15 protein-coding genes and 1 pseudogene are annotated in these 16517 nt (G+C 68.3%); 14 read left to right on the top strand and 2 right to left on the bottom strand.

Features of this window, described 5'->3' with window-relative positions:
* Window positions 1-5 precede the first annotated feature (5 nt).
* The 8 genes and pseudogenes from ACOOHF_RS02195 to ACOOHF_RS02160 all read left to right on the top strand — a co-directional run bounded on the left by ACOOHF_RS02195 (window position 6) and on the right by ACOOHF_RS02160 (window position 8333).
* Window positions 6-1088: an isocitrate/isopropylmalate dehydrogenase family protein gene (locus tag ACOOHF_RS02195; RefSeq protein WP_419936359.1), complete on the top strand. Its 1083-nt coding sequence runs from the start codon at window positions 6-8 to the stop codon at window positions 1086-1088.
* 92 nt (window positions 1089-1180) lie between these two features.
* Window positions 1181-2380: an acetyl-CoA C-acetyltransferase gene (locus ACOOHF_RS02190; RefSeq protein WP_420463195.1), complete on the top strand. Its 1200-nt coding sequence runs from the start codon at window positions 1181-1183 to the stop codon at window positions 2378-2380.
* Between the two features lie 34 nt (window positions 2381-2414).
* Window positions 2415-3134: pseudogene (locus ACOOHF_RS02185) on the top strand (slipin family protein); the annotation flags it as partial.
* A 190-nt stretch (window positions 3135-3324) separates the two neighbouring features.
* Window positions 3325-4194, top strand: a complete 870-nt coding sequence (locus ACOOHF_RS02180; RefSeq protein ID WP_419936361.1) for a hypothetical protein — start codon at window positions 3325-3327, stop codon at window positions 4192-4194.
* Between the two features lie 43 nt (window positions 4195-4237).
* Complete coding sequence (locus ACOOHF_RS02175; RefSeq protein ID WP_420463194.1) at window positions 4238-5125, top strand: 3-hydroxyacyl-CoA dehydrogenase family protein; 888 nt, start codon at window positions 4238-4240, stop codon at window positions 5123-5125.
* A 93-nt stretch (window positions 5126-5218) separates the two neighbouring features.
* Window positions 5219-6637, top strand: coding sequence for a carboxypeptidase regulatory-like domain-containing protein (locus ACOOHF_RS02170; protein ID WP_420463193.1), 1419 nt, complete (start codon window positions 5219-5221; stop codon window positions 6635-6637).
* A gap of 84 nt (window positions 6638-6721) precedes the next feature.
* The gene (locus ACOOHF_RS02165; RefSeq protein WP_420463192.1) at window positions 6722-7822 is read left to right on the top strand and encodes an ImmA/IrrE family metallo-endopeptidase; all 1101 of its coding nucleotides are present in this window, start codon (window positions 6722-6724) and stop codon (window positions 7820-7822) included.
* 43 nt (window positions 7823-7865) lie between these two features.
* Entirely contained in the window at window positions 7866-8333 is a 468-nt protein-coding gene (locus ACOOHF_RS02160; protein ID WP_420463191.1) for a hypothetical protein, read from the top strand.
* Here the strand turns inward: ACOOHF_RS02160 and ACOOHF_RS02155 are convergent.
* Both ACOOHF_RS02155 and ACOOHF_RS02150 read right to left on the bottom strand, forming a co-directional pair.
* Window positions 8326-8742, bottom strand: a complete 417-nt coding sequence (locus tag ACOOHF_RS02155; protein ID WP_420463190.1) for a hypothetical protein — start codon at window positions 8740-8742, stop codon at window positions 8326-8328. The two genes, ACOOHF_RS02160 and ACOOHF_RS02155, sit on opposite strands and share 8 nt — an antisense overlap.
* Window positions 8743-8887: 145 nt before the next feature.
* Window positions 8888-9664 (bottom strand): phosphatase PAP2 family protein, encoded by a 777-nt coding sequence (locus tag ACOOHF_RS02150; RefSeq protein WP_420463189.1) that lies wholly within the window; start codon window positions 9662-9664, stop codon window positions 8888-8890.
* A gap of 192 nt (window positions 9665-9856) precedes the next feature.
* Here ACOOHF_RS02150 and recF point away from each other — a divergent pair, with 192 nt between their 5' ends.
* From recF to glpK, 6 genes are all read left to right on the top strand, one after another.
* A complete protein-coding gene (gene recF, locus ACOOHF_RS02145) occupies window positions 9857-11026 on the top strand; it encodes a DNA replication/repair protein RecF (RefSeq protein WP_419936368.1) in 1170 nt (389 codons plus the stop codon).
* A complete protein-coding gene (locus ACOOHF_RS02140; RefSeq protein WP_420463188.1) occupies window positions 11023-11418 on the top strand; it encodes a DUF721 domain-containing protein in 396 nt (131 codons plus the stop codon). Before recF ends, ACOOHF_RS02140 begins: the two co-directional genes overlap by 4 nt.
* The gene (gene gyrB / locus ACOOHF_RS02135; RefSeq protein WP_420463187.1) at window positions 11418-13379 is read left to right on the top strand and encodes a DNA topoisomerase (ATP-hydrolyzing) subunit B; all 1962 of its coding nucleotides are present in this window, start codon (window positions 11418-11420) and stop codon (window positions 13377-13379) included. Before ACOOHF_RS02140 ends, gyrB begins: the two co-directional genes overlap by 1 nt.
* 131 nt (window positions 13380-13510) lie before the next feature.
* Window positions 13511-13831: a hypothetical protein gene (locus tag ACOOHF_RS02130; protein WP_420463186.1), complete on the top strand. Its 321-nt coding sequence runs from the start codon at window positions 13511-13513 to the stop codon at window positions 13829-13831.
* A gap of 152 nt (window positions 13832-13983) precedes the next feature.
* A complete protein-coding gene (locus tag ACOOHF_RS02125) occupies window positions 13984-14985 on the top strand; it encodes a hypothetical protein (protein ID WP_420463185.1) in 1002 nt (333 codons plus the stop codon).
* A gap of 2 nt (window positions 14986-14987) precedes the next feature.
* Complete coding sequence (gene glpK, locus ACOOHF_RS02120; RefSeq protein ID WP_420463184.1) at window positions 14988-16478, top strand: glycerol kinase GlpK; 1491 nt, start codon at window positions 14988-14990, stop codon at window positions 16476-16478.
* Window positions 16479-16517 lie beyond the last annotated feature (39 nt).

The following is a 16517-nucleotide window of genomic DNA, read 5'->3' as shown; positions in this document are numbered from 1 at the left end:
AACTCGTGGCAAGAGCGGCCGGCCCCCCGGCGCTGAGAATCGCGGTCATCGGCGGGGACGGGATCGGTCCGGAGGTCACCCGCGAGGCGTGTCGCGCGCTGAACGCCGCGGCTTCCGCGGGCCTCGCCGATCTCGAGTTGACGGAATTCCCGCATGGGGCGGATCACTACCTCTCCACGGGGGAGACCCTTTCCCCGGCGACCTTCGCGACGCTGAGGGACGACTTCGACGCGATCCTGTTCGGCGCGGTCGGCGATCCCCGCGTGCCGGACGGGGAGCACGCACGAGACCTCCTGCTCGGCCTGCGGGTGCGGCTGGACCTGTTCATCAACCGACGACCCCTGCGGCTGCGCGCGCCGGAACTGTCGCCCCTGAAGTCGGCGGCTTCCGCGCCGATCGATTTCGAGATCTTCCGCGAGAACACCGAGGGTCTCTACGTGGGCGTGGGCCGGATCGAGAACGCGGGGACGCCGGAGGAGACCGCCGTGTCGGAGTCGGTCGCGAGCCGCTTCGCGGTCGACCGCATCGTGCGCCGGGCGTTCGAGCACGCGGCCCCCCGGGGGCTCCGGGTGACGCTCGCCGACAAGGCGAACGCGGTCCCGCACATGTTCGGCCTCTGGCGCCGCGTCTTCTCGGAGATCGCCGCCGAGTACCCGGGCGTGGCGTCCGAGATGCGCTATGTGGATGCGCTGGCGATGGAGATGATTCGGGTGCCCGCGAGGTTCGGCGTCATCGTCACCTCGAACCTCCTGGGGGACATCCTGTCGGATCTGGGGGCCGAGATCGTCGGGGGACCGGGGCTCGCGCCCTCGGCCAACGTGAACCCGGGCGTACACGGCCTGTACGAGCCCGTGCACGGCAGCGCACCCGACATCGTCGGGACCGGACGGGCCAATCCGATGGCGGCCGTGCTCAGCGCGGCGCTCCTCCTGCGCGATCACGGGGCCGAAGCGGCGGCGGATGCACTCGAGGGGGCGGTCGACGCAGCGCTGGCGCGCGGGGTCCGCACGCCGGACATCGGAGGCGGCGCTACGACCGCCGAGGTGGGTGCCTGGATTGCGCGACGGGTGGCCTCGGGCGCGGCCTGATCTCCTTCGCTACGTTGCACCGCGGGGCGGTGCGTCTTCACCGGCCGGCCGGAGCCCGACCCGCCTCGGACATCGACCAGGGGGAAGCAGAGATGAGCGGCACGAACGGAAACGGTACGGTCTTTCTCTCCGCGGCCAGGACGGCCATGGGGGCTTTCGGCGGGAGCCTGAAGGATCACTCGGCGGTCGACCTCGGCGTTGTCGCGTCGTCCGCGGCGGTCGAACGCTCGGGCGTCGAAGCCGCCGAGTTCGGCCATGTGGTGATGGGCAACGTGATGCAGACCTCGGCCGACGCCATCTACCTCGCGCGGCACGTGGGGCTGCGCGCGGGACTGCCGATCGAGACGCCGGCGCTGACGGTGAACCGCCTCTGCGGGTCGGGGTTCCAGGCGGTCATCGACGGATCGCAGGAGATCGAACTCGGCGAAAGCGACGTGTGTCTCGTGGGGGGCGCCGAATCCATGAGCCAGGCTCCGCACATCGTGCGCGGTGCGCGCTGGGGCCTGCGGCTGGGCCCGGCGCCGAAGTTGGAGGACTCGCTGTGGGAGGCGCTCACCGATCCCTACTGCGGCTACTCGATGGCCCAGACGGCGGAGAATCTGGCCGAGGAATACGGGATCTCGCGCTCGGAGGCCGACGAGGTGGCCGTGCGGAGCCAGCGGCTTGCGGCGGAGGCCTGGGATGTGGGTCGATACGCGGACGAGGTCGTTCCCGTGACGGTCGGGCGCAAGGGAAGGGAGATGTCCTTCGATCGGGACGAACAGCTGCGTCCGGACACGACGACCGAGGGGCTGGCGAAGCTGCGGCCGCACTTCAAGAAGGACGGCCTCGTGACCGCCGGCAACGCGAGCGGGATAGGGGACGGCGCCGCGGCGCTCGTTCTCGCCGGGGCCGAGTATGCGGCCGCGCACGGCCTCGAGCCGCTCGGGCGCCTCGTCTCGTACGCCGTGGCCGGGGTGCCGCCCCATATCATGGGCATCGGGCCCGCGCCGGCGTCCCGCATCGCCCTCGACAAGGCCGGCCTGTCGCTGGAGGACATGGACCTCGTCGAGGTGAACGAGGCCTTTGCCCCGCAATACCTGGCCGTCGAGCGCGAACTGGGTCTCGACCGGGACAAAGTCAACGTGGACGGCGGAGCGATCGCGCTCAGCCACCCGCTCGGGATGACGGGAGCGCGGATCACGGGCCACCTCCTCCACGAGTTGCGCCGCCGCGGCGGCGGGTTCGGGCTCGGGGCGGCCTGCATCGGCGGAGGACAGGGCGCGGCCGTGATTGTGGAAGTCGACGCCTGACCCCGGGTCTCCCCAGCTGTCGGAGGTTGTGAACATGGATCCCCTCTTCTTTATACTCGCCGGGGCGGGGGCGCTCGCGCTCGCCACGAGTCTCAGAATCATGAAGGAGTACGAGCGGGCCGTTGTGTTCCGGCTCGGCCGGGTCCGTCCGACGCGCGGACCCGGGCTCATCTTCCTCGTCCCCTTCGGTGTCGAGCGCATGGAACGGGTGAGCCTGCGGATCATCGCGATGGACATCCCGCCGCAGGACGTCATCACCCGCGACAACGTGTCGGTGAAGGTCAATGCGGTGCTCTACTTCCGGGTCGCAAACCCTCGACGCGTCATCCTCGAGATCGAGGACTACCTCTTCGCCACCTCCCAGCTCGCGCAGACGACGCTGCGGTCGGTCATCGGCCAGGCCGAACTGGACGAGGTCCTCGCGGAGCGGGAGAAGTTCAACCAGATCCTGCGGGACATCATCGACCAGGGCACCGACCCCTGGGGGATCGACGTCACCGGCGTCGAGGTCAAGGATGTGGATCTGCCGAACGAGATGAAGCGGGCCATCGCGCGCCAGGCAGAGGCGGAACGGGAACGGCGCGCCAAGGTGATCCACGCGAAGGGCGAACTGCAGGCGGCGGCGAACCTGCGGGACGCGGCGCGGCAGTTGAGCGAATACCCGGCCTCGCTGCAGTTGCGCTTCCTGCAGACGGCGACCGAGATCGCGGCAGAGAACAACTCGACGACGATCTTCCCGCTCCCGGTCGACCTCGGGTCGCTCTCCGGTCTGTTCGCGGCCCGGCCGCAGGCCGCGGAGGGTGCCTTCTCGCCTCCGGAGATGTCGGAGGACGTGGAAAGGGTGCTCGAGAGCGCGGAAGACGCGCCGAGACTGCGCGGCGCCCAGGCGGCCGGCGAGGCCGGGGAGGCTGCTGGCCAGCCGGAAGGCGTGGCCGGAGAACGCGATGCCGCCGGCTGACTCCGGTCCCGGGGAAGGCAGGCCGCCGGCTCCCGCGGTAAGCCGTCCGTCCGTCCCCGCCACGATCACGCGGGAGCAACTCGAACGCGTGATCCGCCGGGCCTCGGACCTCCAGTTCAGGAGTTCGACGGCGGTAGACGGCTCGATCGGCTCGCGCGAAGTCATCCAGATCGGGGCGGAGGTCGGTCTCGAGGAACGCCATGTCCGGCAGGCGCTGGCCGAGGTCGAGGCCGCCTCGCTGCTTCCCGAGACCCCGGCGGACACCGGACTCGCGCGCAGACTGTGCGGGCCGGCGATCGTAAGCGCGAGTCGGGTCGCTCCCGGGCGTCCGGACGACATCGAGGCGAATCTCGAGCCGTACCTCTCGGAGAAGGAACTCCTCAAGCGGGTTCGTTCGCGACCGGGTCGATCGCTTTGGGAGCCGGCGGCCGGGCTCGTCCCCCAGATGCGACGCGGCCTCGATTTCAGCGGCCGAGGCTACACCCTCGCCAAGGCGCGGAGCCTCCAGGTCGTGACCGAACCTCTGGAGAACGGCTGGTCGCTCGTCACCCTGACGGCCGATATGACGAACGTCCGCAAGGAACACCTCGGGGGCTGGTTCGGGGGGATGACGGTTGGCGGCATCGCCGGTGGGCTCGGGCTTACGTTGGCGACCGGCGGCGGGATCCTGCCCATCCTCGGGGGTGTCGCGATCTTCTCGGGCTGCATGGGGGTGGCGACGGTCTCTGCCCGGTCGACGATGGCGAAGTTGAGGCAGCGCATGGAACTCTCGCTCCAGGGTCTCCTCGACCGCCTCGAGCGCGGCGAGGAGCTCGCCGGCGCCCGGGAGCCGTGGCACCAGAAACTCCCCTGGTGAGGGGAGTACATCTTCAAGGGAATATTCGGGAGGAGAGTGGACATTGACCGAGATTCGGAAGGTCGGGGTGGTGGGCGCCGGACTGATGGGGAGCGGGATCGCGCAGGTCAGCGCGGCGGCCGGCTACGAGACGGTGATGCGCGAGGTCAAGCAGGGGTACCTCGACCGCGGCATGGCCCGCATCGCGAAGAACCTCGACCGCGCGGTCGCGAAGGAGAAGCTGGGGCCCGGAGAACGGGACGCGATCGCGGGTCGCCTGCACCCGACCGTGGATCTGGCGGATCTCGCCGGCTGCGACCTCGTCGTCGAGGCGATCACGGAGAACCTCGAGGCGAAGCACGAACTGTTCGGCGCCCTCGGCGGCGTGTGCGAGGATGACGCGATCTTCGCGTCGAATACGTCGAGCCTCTCGATCACGGAACTGGCGGCCGGGACCGATCGACCGGACCGCTTCGTCGGCCTCCACTTCTTCAACCCCGTCCCGGTGATGCCGCTGGTCGAGGTCGTCCGCTGCGGGCAGACCTCGGAGGAGACGTTCGATCTCGCCTTCGCCTTCGCCGAGTCGGTGGGTAAGAGCCCGATCGCGTGCGGGGACAACACGGGGTTCGTCGTGAACCGGCTGCTCGTCCCGTACATGCTCGACGCGATCCGCGCCTACGAGTCCGGTATCGCGTCGATCCCGGACATCGACAAGGGGCTGCGGCTGGGCTGCGGGTATCCGATGGGTCCGTTCACGCTGGGCGATTTCGTGGGCCTGGACACGCTGTACCACATCACGGAGATCATGTACGACGAGTACAAGGAGGCGCGCTTCGCCTCCCCGCCGCTGCTGCGCCGCATGTTTCTGGCGGGCTACCACGGCCGGAAGACGGGGAAGGGGTTCTACGACTACAGCGGGGACGAGCCCGTGGTGTCCGACTTCGTGAAGTAGCCGCCCCGCGCGCGCAGCGCGCCGCGAGTGACGTTCGCTCGCTTCGCGGCGTCTGCAGGACAGGCACTCGTGACCGCCCGACTACGGAGGAAGATGATCGCGACAGCGCGCGCACCGCTGCTGCTCCTGCTGCTGGCACTGGCGACCGTTGTGTGGATTGTTCCCGGGTCTCGGTCGCTGGCGGCCCAGGAGGCGGTTCGGGTGGCGGGCACCGTGACGGACGAGACGACGGGCCAACCGATCGAGGGCGCGATGGTCCGTCTCGCCGACTTCGCCGGTTCGGTCCGGGAGACGCTCAGCGGCTCGGCGGGCGGCTTCGCCTTTGAAGGCGTCGCGCCGGGCGAGTACGTGCTCGGCGTGCGCCGCATCGGCTACGAAGGCCTCAGCACGCCGCTCGAAATCGGGCCCGGTGGGCTGGCGACGCTGAACCTTGGGCTGACGCCGCAAGCGATCCCGCTGGAACCGCTGAACGTCGACGTCGAGGGCCGGGCACCCCGCCTGGCGGAAACCGGCTTCTACGACCGGCTGGAGGAAGGCTGGGGCACCTACTTCGAACCCAAATGGATCCGGACCCGAAGCGTGGGATTCATCCGGCTGTCGCGCTTCGTGTCGAACCTGCAGGGGCGGGCCCCCTTGTCGCGCTGTGCCCAGGTGCAGGTCTGGTACGACGAGAGATTCATCGGATACACCTCGGCATGGGGGACGAGCGGGCCGGTGTCCATCAACGCGGCGGGCCTGCACAGATCCGCGGTCGGGCCGGCCCCCCGGATCCTCGACGAACTATCCGTGACGGACGTCGGCGCGGCGGAACTGTACACGCCACCCGCGCCGATCCCCCTCTTCGCGCTCAACGACACCACAGCCGTCTGCGGCGCGATCATCCTGTGGTCCGACTGGACGGCGCGGACGGCGGAGATCCCGCAGGTCGACGTGAAGCTGTGCGAGCCCGCCGGCCATGCCGGGGAGGTCGCGCTGGACGGATTCGTGGAGGACGAACTCACCGGGGTGCGACTGCCGGCGGCGCACGTCTTCGCCACCTACCCGACATCAGAAGGCGCCCTACGCCGCGACCTCGCGGTCCGGACGGATTCGCTCGGGCGGTATCGTCTGTGCGACCTGCCGGCCGGAGCGGCGGTGGAACTGGAGGCCGCCTACGGCCCGGAGACGGGTCGGCGGGATGTTTTCGAGGCCGCGTCCGGCACGGAAGTACGGCTCATCGTCCAGGTGACCATGCCCGGGGCCATTACGGGACTGGTCGTCAACGAGGGCACGGGGCGGCCCTTCCGGAACGTGCCGGTGGTGCTCGTGGGCACCGACTTCCGCGCCGTGACGAACACCGCGGGCCGTTTCTCGGTCGAGGGACTTCCGCCGGGCGCCTACCGTCTCCGCGCTATCTGTGAGGGTTTCGAGTCCCTCGCACAGGACGTGGAACTCGTCCCGGGCGCGAGCGTCCGCGTCATGCTCGCCCTCCGTCCGGAAGGCCCCCTGCCGCCCAGGCGGTGCGCCGGCTGAACCGCCGTTTGGCCGAAAGAGCGCATTGCAAACTGCCAGATGCAACGATAGCATGCGTTCATGCTAATGAAGCAGGACGTTCGCATGGGGCTGCGGCTGAAGGTTGCTCGAAAATGCGCCCGGCTGACCCAGCAACAACTCGCCGATGCCTTGGGTTTGGCGCATCGACAGACGCTTGCCCGCATCGAGTCGGGGCAGCGTAGCTTGAGCGCCCAGGAACTCATTGAGGCGATGAAGATTCTCCGTGTCGACCTCGAATACTTCACGGATCCCTTCCAGCTCGCCGGCGAAGGCGAGTTCTCATTTCGGACGACCACGGATGTAGCAAATGCGGTTCTTGACGACTTCGAGTACAGCGCCGGACGCTGGCTTGCGCTGTATCGCGAGTTGTCGATCGAGCAGGGTCGAGCACAACCGTGGCTCCAGTCCAAGCTCCCGTTGACGCCCCAGTCGTCCTTCGAGGACGCGCAGGCGGCGGGCGAGTGGGTAGCCGACCGGTGGCAACTGGGGGTGCCCCCTGCCGAGGCGTTGCGATCGGCGATGGAGAACCACGCTTCAATACTGGTTCTGAACGTCGATACTCCACCTGGCATCTCAGGGGCGGCATCTCGCGTTTCGGGATTGAATTGCGTTCTGGTGAATCGGCGCGATTCCGAGCAACGTCGGCACTTCGACCTGGCACACGAACTGTTTCATCTGTTCACATGGGACGCGATGCCGCCGGACCGGACGGACGTTGTCGATGTTCCCAGGAACGGGAACGGCTGGCGTGTCGAGCGCTTGGCGGAGAACTTCGCCGCCGCGCTCCTCATGCCAGAGAGTATCCTCAGGGAGCATTGGGAGCGGCAGTCGACGCAGGCAGACTTACACGAGCGCATCAACGAAGTCGCTGACGCCCTGCGAGTTTCCGGCACCGCGTGCAAGTGGCGTCTCCATAGCCTCGGCTGGATCTCGAAGGCCGAACTGGACCGCATCGAAGACTGGCGCTTCGCCACAAACCGACGAATACCGCCGGCCGCTCGAGAGGCGACTCCGTTCAGCCAGCCGTTCATCGATCGAATCGCCACAGCTCTCGATACTGGTCGTCTCTCGGTGAGGCGGACGGCTTCCCTGCTCGATCTGGCGGTGCCGGACCTGGCTTCTCTCCTCCGGGACTATGGCCACGAGACATACTTCGAGGCCTGACGTAGTCACGGTCGCCCAGCCCAGTATCATCCTCGTGGACACCATGATCATTATCGAAGCGGTCGACACCGGGTGCTGGAATGCCATCACGGGCCAGCGGCAGGTCGTCACGGTCGACGAATGCGCAGCGGAATTGCGGCGGGGCGACCCTTCTGCGTCCGGAAATGTATCCGTCAGCGAAGAAGACATCAGCCGCGCATCGGTGGTGACTCTTACGCCCGCGGCCGCAGCCGCCTTCCGACTTCGATATCCCGACGCCCACCGGCTCGACGCCGGCGAACGCGATCTATTGGCATTGGCCGGGACGGTCACTGCCGAGTTTGAGTTGTGTAGCAGCGACCGGGCGGCCATCGCCGCCGCTTGCGAACTCGGGTGGCTCGACAGAATCGTGTCACTTGAGGTGCTCGCGAGCAGCGTGGGAGCTCGGACCCGGAGACGCTTCAAACGCCAGCATACCGAGAGTCACGTGGCGGCTTGGCGCACAACCCTTCGGATGAAGGACCTCACGTGACGTCTACCTGCGCGGACCCACCGGTCAGGCGGGCCACAGCCAGCCGAAGGCGCCGCCCGTGAGCAGTCCGTAGACGAGGCTGTCGAACACGTTGCGGGCGGTCGTCCCCCACGCCTGGGCGTACCAGATCTCGTGACGGCAGCAGCGTCATGAACCCGGTCGGTCCGCGCGTCCACTTCTCCCGGAATTCCTCGCTACCCATGACCTCTTTGCTGCCCGCGTGGGGGAAGGAGTAGTCCCCGGGCGGGATCCCGAACCCGCGCAACGCATCCATGAGGCCATCCTCGTCGGCAACACCCCCGAAGTCCTTCCGGTGGTAGCCGAGAACCATGTGAATCACCGAACTCGCGACGAACGCGAGCGCGGCGGCCAGGAGGATCGGCATCCAGAGGCTGGGCACGTGCACCATGGGATGACTCCTTGCTGCAGGAAGCGCCGGGGTCCGCGGCACCGGTTCCACGCGGAACGTGAGTCCCCAACATACGGGGCGCGATTCCGGGGCGCTCCGGAGAGGGGGGGACCCGGGTCGGCCGCCGGGGGTGCAGCGGGGACTGTTAGAAGCGCAGCCGCAACCCGACGCCGTCCACGAGAACGAGAGGTTCGATCCGAACCCCGGAAGCGGGGACCTCGTCGTCAGCCTCCGGTGCACCGGCCACGCGCAGCCACCCCGCGGCGGCGCGGGTCGCTCGACGCCCGACCCACAGCCCTACGAAGCCCCCCGCCACGACATCGGACAGCCAGTGCCGGTCTCCGTAGATCCGGGCGAGGCCGGTGCCGGCAGCCACGGCGTAGAAGGGGATCGCCCACCCGCCGTCGGTCACTTCGTCGACCGCGGCCGCGATCGCGAACGCGTAGGCGGTGTGGCCAGACCCCAGCGAGGCGTTGTCCCGAAACGGGTCGAAGTGCAGCGACCCCCTCTCCTCCCGTGGGCGGCTTCGGCCCAGCGTCCAGTTGAGGAGGGTGTTGGACATCGATCCGGCGAATACGCCGAAGAACGCCGATGTCGCCTTCCGGACTCCCCGGCTTCCATCGAGCGTCACTCCGAGGAGAAGTCCGCCTCCCGCGAGGAAGGGGGCCGTCCGCTTCCAGTCGCCGTAGTCATGCCCGATCGCGGCCAGGTCGTCCCCCAGAGTGCCCTGCAGCCCCCCGGCGACGTCGCGCGCGGGCTCATCGAGGAGGAACGCCGCGCCCAGGACGCCCGCTCCGAGTGCGAGATCCCGCCACATCCGACCCGACCCGTCCGCGACCGCCTCCGCGACCGTGATCATCTCCCCGGCCTGGGCGGCGGCATGAAGCGGTGCGAGCGACAGCACGGCTCCGAGCGGCAGCACGGCCCCTCGGGAGCGTTTCGTTCGCATGATCGGGCGGCGTCGGCCGCGGCGGCGGAATGGCGTCATCAACGTCCTCGAAGCTGACTTCGCGAGACCTGCCGGGCAACCGTTTGCGGGAGACGGAGGACGCGACCGCGGATCCCTAGATTTCCTTGCGGCATAAGGGTTTTCGCGGTATTTTCGGGATACGTGATGAAGACACCGGAGGCACCGTCCGTCCGCCGGCCCGAGGCGTCCTCTGCGCCTTTCCTCAGGCGCTTGACCCTGAGTGATTATCGCAACTTCGAGCGACTCGAATGCGAGTTCCCGGAGGAGGGCGTCGCGATCATCGGGCTCAACGGATCGGGCAAGACGAACCTGCTCGAGGCGATCCATTACCTCGAGGTGTTCCGGTCCTTCCGCGGAGTCCGGGATCGTGAACTCGTGCGGTTCGGGCAGACGGTGTTCCGGGTGGAGGGCGTGGTCGAGGGGGCGACTTCCGTGGCCGCGGCCTACGACCGGTCCCGGCGGATCAAGAAGGTCGAGGTCGATGCGCTCGAAGTGGACCGCGTTTCGGCCGGGGTCGGTTCGGTCGGGGTCGTCGCCTTCCGGCTCGAAGACGCCGAGATCGTGCGGGGGGGGCCGGTGCTGCGGCGTCGGTTTCTCGACGTGGCGCTCTCCGTGGGTGTGCCGGGCTACCTCGCGGCGCTGCAGCGCTACCGAGGTCTCCTGGCGCAGCGGAACGAAGCGCTCAGGCGCGGCTGGTCGAGTCGGGAGATCGACGCCTGGACGGGCGGGTTGATCGAGGTCGGGGCATTCCTCGCGGAGAGGCGGGCGACGTGGGTGTCGGAGGGGGCGGAGCGATACGGCGACTTCTATGCGCGGATCTCGGGAGGTGACGCGGCGCGGTTGCGCTATGCCGCTTCCATCGTGTCCGGCGATCCGGCGGGAGAGTCCGACGGAGACGGGGCATGGACGGAGCGGTTCCGGAGGGCGCTGGAGGCGACCCGGGAACGCGAGCGACGGCGGGGCATGACCGTGATCGGTCCGCACCGCGACGAGATCCGGTTCGACGTCGAGGCGCCGGAGGGCGTCCGCGACCTGCGGAACTACGGATCGAGCGGTCAGCAGCGGACCGCGGCTCTCGCGCTGCGTCTGCTCGAGGCCGACCGGCTCAGAGAGCGCCTCGGCAGGGAGCCCGTGTATCTGCTGGATGATGTGTTCGCGGAACTCGACGAGGACCGCTCGGGCCGGCTGTTGCGGCTCTTCGAAGCCGAACGGGATGGGCAGGTGATCCTCACCGCGCCCAAGCCCGGCGATGTCGGCCTGCGGGGCGGGGAACTGGCGCGCTGGCATCTCCGGAATGGACGGCTGATCGCATGAGCGGCGCGGATCGGGTCGCCCGCCGCCCCGGTGACACCGCGGCCGCCCGGCGGCGCCCACAACGCGTGGGCGGCCTGCTCACGGAGATGCTCGACCGGATGGGCATCCGCGAACGGGTGGAGCGCAGCGCCACCGCCGCGCGATGGGGGCGCTGCGTGGGGCCGCATATCGCCCGCGTGACGAGGGTCGGCGGGCTGAGAGCCGGGACGTTGTTCATCGAGGTGTCGGGTGCGGCCTGGATGACGGAGTTGAGCATGATGCGGCGGACGCTGCTGGCCCGCCTCAACGAGGGCCGGGACCGCGGCAGGATCGACCAGATCATGTTCGTGCAGTCCGGCGAATCGCCGACGGTCGCCGCGCGACGCGGCCGAAACAGGAGCGGGAGGCGTTGATGACGGAGTCGAAGACCGGGAGGAAACCCGCGGGCAACGACCAGGGCAACTCGGACTACACGGCGCGAAAGATCCATGTCCTCAAAGGGCTGGACGCCGTCCGCAAGCGTCCCGGCATGTACATCGGGTCCACCTCGGGGCGCGGACTGCATCATCTCGTCTACGAGGTCGTAGACAACTCGATCGACGAGGCGATGGCGGGCTACTGCTCCAGGATCGACGTAAGGATCGGCGAGGACCAGTCGATCCGCGTGGCGGACGACGGGCGCGGCATCCCGGTCGACCTTCACCCGACCGAGAAGGTGCCCGGCGTCGAACTCGCGCTGACGACGCTCCACGCCGGCGGGAAGTTCGACAAGTCGAGCTACAAGGTCTCGGGCGGGCTGCACGGTGTGGGGGTCTCCGTCGTGAACGCGCTCTCCGAATGGCTGGAGGTCGAGGTCCGCCGCGACGGCCATGTGTGGTCGCAGCGATACGAACGGGGTGTCAGCCAGGGCAAGCTCGGGAAGGGGCGGAAGACGAAGGAGACGGGGACCACGGTCACCTTCCGGCCGGACCCCGACGTCTTCACCGGGCTCGGCGAGAATCTCGAATACAGCTTCGAGACGCTCGCCAACCGGCTCCGCGAACTCGCGTATCTGAACCGGGGCGTACGGATCACCCTCGTCGACGAGCGTCGGGAGGGGCTCCGGCGCGACTTCCACTTCGAGGGCGGGATCGCCCAGTTCGTGAAGTATCTTCTGGGGAACAGGCAGGCGCTTCATTCCGACGTGATCTTCGTGGCCGGCGACCAGGACGACACGGAAATCGAACTCGCCATGCAGTACACGGACGCCTACAGCGAGAACACGTTCACCTTCGTCAACAACATCAGCACACACGAGGGCGGAACCCATCTCTCGGGGTTCAAGGGCGCCCTCACCCGCACGATCAACAGCTACGCGCAGCGGAACAACATCCTCAAGAAGGCCGATCCCGCCCTGAGCGGCGACGACGTGCGCGAGGGGCTCGTGGCCGTCCTCTCGGTCAAGGTCATGGAGCCGCAGTTCGAGGGGCAGACCAAGACGAAGCTGGGGAACAGCGAAGTGCGCGGGATCGTCGAGAGCCTCGTGAACGAGGGGCTCGGGACGTGGATGGAGGAGAATCCCGGCCCGTCCAGGAAGATCATCGAGAAGACCATCCAGGCGTCGCGGGCGCGGGAAGCGGCGCGCAAGGCGCGGGACCTGACCCGCAAGAAGTCGGCGCTCGAGACCGGCATCCTGCCCGGCAAGCTGGCGGACTGCTCGATCACGGACCCGGAGATCGCCGAGTTGTATCTCGTGGAGGGCGACAGCGCGGGCGGGAGCGCGAAGATGGGGCGCGACCGGAACTACCAGGCGATCCTCCCCCTGCGCGGGAAGATCCTCAACGTCGAGAAGGCGAGGATCGACAGGATCCTCTCCAACGAGGAAATCCGGGCCATGATCACGGCGATCGGCACGGGGATCGGCGAGGAGTTCGATCTCTCCCGGGCGAGATACCGCAAGGTCGTGATCATGACGGACGCCGATGTCGATGGCGCCCACATCCGGACGCTGCTCCTGACCTTCTTCTTCCGTCAGATGAGGCAACTCATCAACGCCGGCTACATCTACATCGCACAGCCACCCCTCTACCGCGTGTGGAAGGGAAAGACGGAGTTCTACTGCTACGACGAGGCGGAGCGCGTCGCCGCCCAGGTGCGGCTGGACAACGGCAAGGGCAGCACCTCGCTGCAACGGTACAAGGGTCTCGGCGAGATGAACGCCGACCAGCTGTGGCAGACGACGATGAACCCCGACCGGCGGACGCTGCTTCAGGTCAGGATCGAGGAGGCCGTTGACGCCGACAGGCTGTTCGACACGCTCATGGGCGAGAACGTGGAACCGCGCCGCGAATTCATCGAACGGCACGCCCGATACGTCCGCAACCTCGACGTCTGAGTCGCATCCGCAGGATCTCTCGTCTCACGACATCTCCCCGGTTGACGCCCCGTTGATACCCCTTCGGATCCTCGGTTCAGAGAGGGCGGCAGGGCGTCGCCCTCGCGGATCAACCAGGGGAGGTGAGGATGATGAGGACGAACGGAAGCAGACGCAGAGGGGCGTGGGTGCCCGCCGCGGGATGGGTCTTTGCGGGGGCCTTGATGCTCTCGCTGGTGCAGCCGTCCGCAGCCGCGGCACAGAGCGAATGTGCGGACATGATTTCGGGAGGTCCCGGCAATCCAGCCCACGGGACGCTCCTGGGCTCTCAGAGCGTGACGCTCAACTTCGGTGTCGGCGCGGGGGTTTCGCTCGGTTTCTCCGTGACCTTCAACGTCGGCTCCTATTCGATGACGGGCGGCGGAACGATACGGGTCCGGTGTGATGATTACACCGAGTTCGGCTTCCAGTGAGGTGCCACCACGTGCCTACCATCGGTTCGCGACCGCGTGCCGTGCGGTTAGCGGGCCGCGCTACGAACCGTTGCCGGCCACCGAGTTCTGATCGGTGGCCGGCAGCGGCCCCGTGGACGGCTGCGTTCGCGCTGGCGAGTCATCTCGGTCTCGTGGCATGTGGTGAGTCCCGGGTCACCGGAGACGACGGACGCGTCTATTTCGCCGAGACCAGCCGGGCTTACGAGATTCGGTCGCTTGACGCCCATCTCGATCAGTTTGACGAACGCGTCAGCTTCGGTTCGATCGCCGACATACTCGTGACCCCCAACGGCTACTTCGTGGCCGACGGGCTGAATCAACGGATCGTCCTCCTCGACCGGAGCCTGAATCCCGTGCGGATCGCGGGCAGGGACGGGGATGGCCCCGGAGAATACAGGTTCCCCAGGCGCATGGCCCCCGCGGCCGATCAGGTCCTGGTGCTGGACATCGGAGCCGGACGAGTCTCGTACCTGACCCTGGACGGTGACTTCGTGACCAGCCAATCGTTTCCCGGCAACGCGAACGACGTTGCTTCGCACCCGGAACTGGGACTGCTTGTCGCGGGGGATGCGTTCCCGGATCATTACCTGACACGGGTGACGGCGCAGGGGAATGAAGCTTTCGGACGGATCCCGGACGAGTTGCGCACCGACCCGGAAGGCGTGTTTCAGTTGCCCGTGGACCTGGTCACGGTTACGGGGAACGGTCTGATCCATGTCCTCGACGGGGACCAGCTCGCGCTCGCGAGTTTCGATCCCGACGGAGAGCTGGTGAGTGTTGTCTTCCTGCCCAGGGAAATGCGGGCTCGCGAGCTGAGGCTTAACCGCGAGGCCGTTGAGAGCTTCGGAGGAGCTGAGCGCGTTCTGGGAACGGAGATCGTAACGAGCCTCAGGCCTCTGCCGGACGGTCGCATCTTCGCCCGGATCACGTCGGAGCACACGATCGGTCTGGTCCTGGACCCGGCAGGTCTCGAGGCGATTCCCCTGGTCTTCCCTGCGGACCGTGAGGATTGGCTGTGGATGCAGGCAAGCACCGTTTACTTTGACGGCATGGATCGATTGGTGCTGAACGAGGGGCTCAAGGCGGCGGGACTCCTGACCGCGCAGGTCGAGTTCGTTCGCCGGTCGCCGTAGCGTTGAGGCGCGGACCCGCCCTGGTCGCGATCGACCAGGGCACGACCTCGACGCGCGCCATTGCGTTCGACCTTTCGGGGAAGCCGGTCGCGACTGCGCAACGCGAGTTGCCGCAGAGCTATCCCGCCCCGGGCTGGGTGGAGCACGATCCCGAGCGAATCCGGGACGACGCGATCAAGGTCACGCGGGAGGTCATCGGGGCCGCCGAGGCCCTCGGGCACCCTGTGGAGGCGATCGGCCTCACCAATCAGCGCGAGACGACGGTCGTGTGGGAACGCGCGAGCGGGAGGCCGATCCACCCGGCGATCGTGTGGCAGGACCGGCGGACGGCGGGCGCCTGCGCCGAACTTCGCGAGGCGGGTCATGAGGAGCGGGTCGCGCGCCACACCGGGCTGCGACTCGATCCGTACTTCTCCGGTACGAAGCTCGCGTGGATCCTGGATCGTGTACAGGGCGCGCGCGAGGCGGCGGAACGCGGCGAACTGGCCTTCGGGACGATCGACAGCTGGCTTCTCTGGTGCCTCACCGGGGGGACCGTGCACGCGACCGACGCGTCGAATGCCTCGCGGACGCTCCTCTACGACATCGGCGATGGCGAGTGGCGGCCTGAGTTGCTGGAGTTGCTGCGGGTGCCCGCCGCCGTTCTGCCCGAGGTACGTGACTCGGCGGGAGACTTCGGCGAGACGCGCGCCGACCTGTTCGGCCGCCCGATCCCGGTGCGGGGCATCGCCGGAGACCAGCAGGCGGCCACCTTCGGCCAGGCGGCGTTCGAGCCCGGGGGGATGAAGTTCACCTACGGGACGGGGGCCTTCGCGCTCCTCAATACCGGGTCCGAGCGGCTGACCTCGCAGCACGGCCTGCTGACCACGGTTGCCTGGCAGCTCGGGGGTGAGCGCACCTACGCGCTGGAAGGGAGCATCTTCGTCGCGGGCGCCTCGGTTCAGTGGCTGCGGGATGGGCTGGGCATCATCTCCGATGCGGCGGAGACGGAGGCGCTCGCCCGCTCCGTCGACTCGACCGGGGGGGTGGTGCTCGTGCCGGCCTTCGTCGGACTGGGCGGCATCCACTGGGACCCCGGCGCGCGCGCGGCGCTGCTCGGCATGACGCGCGATACGGGCAGGGCCGAGATCGCCCGCGCGGCCCTCGAGGCGGTGGCCTACCAGTCGCGGGAACTGATCGACGCCATGCAGGCGGACGGGGCGCCCCGCCCGCGGAGACTGCGCGTGGACGGAGGATTCACCCGGAACGCCTGGGCCATGCAGTTCCTCGCCGACATGCTCGACCTCGAGATCGCCCGCCCCGCCGTCACGGAGACGACCGCGCTCGGGGCGGCGATGCTGGCCGGGCTCGGCGCCGGCCTGTTCGCGGACCTGCCGGGCGTCGCCGCTCTGCGGCGGCACGACCGCGCCTGGACCCCGGCCATGGAACCCAGGGTGCGCGAAGAGCTGTATGCCGGCTGGCAGCGCGCGGTCGCCCGTGTGCTGCCGAACTGATATTCTGCCGGAAACCACCTCGTTCGAGGCGCGCGGGTA

The organism is Candidatus Palauibacter sp., from assembly GCF_965216145.1.
In the GTDB taxonomy this organism is placed as follows: domain Bacteria; phylum Gemmatimonadota; class Gemmatimonadetes; order Palauibacterales; family Palauibacteraceae; genus Palauibacter.
This window is presented reverse-complemented; position numbering and strand designations above follow the sequence as displayed.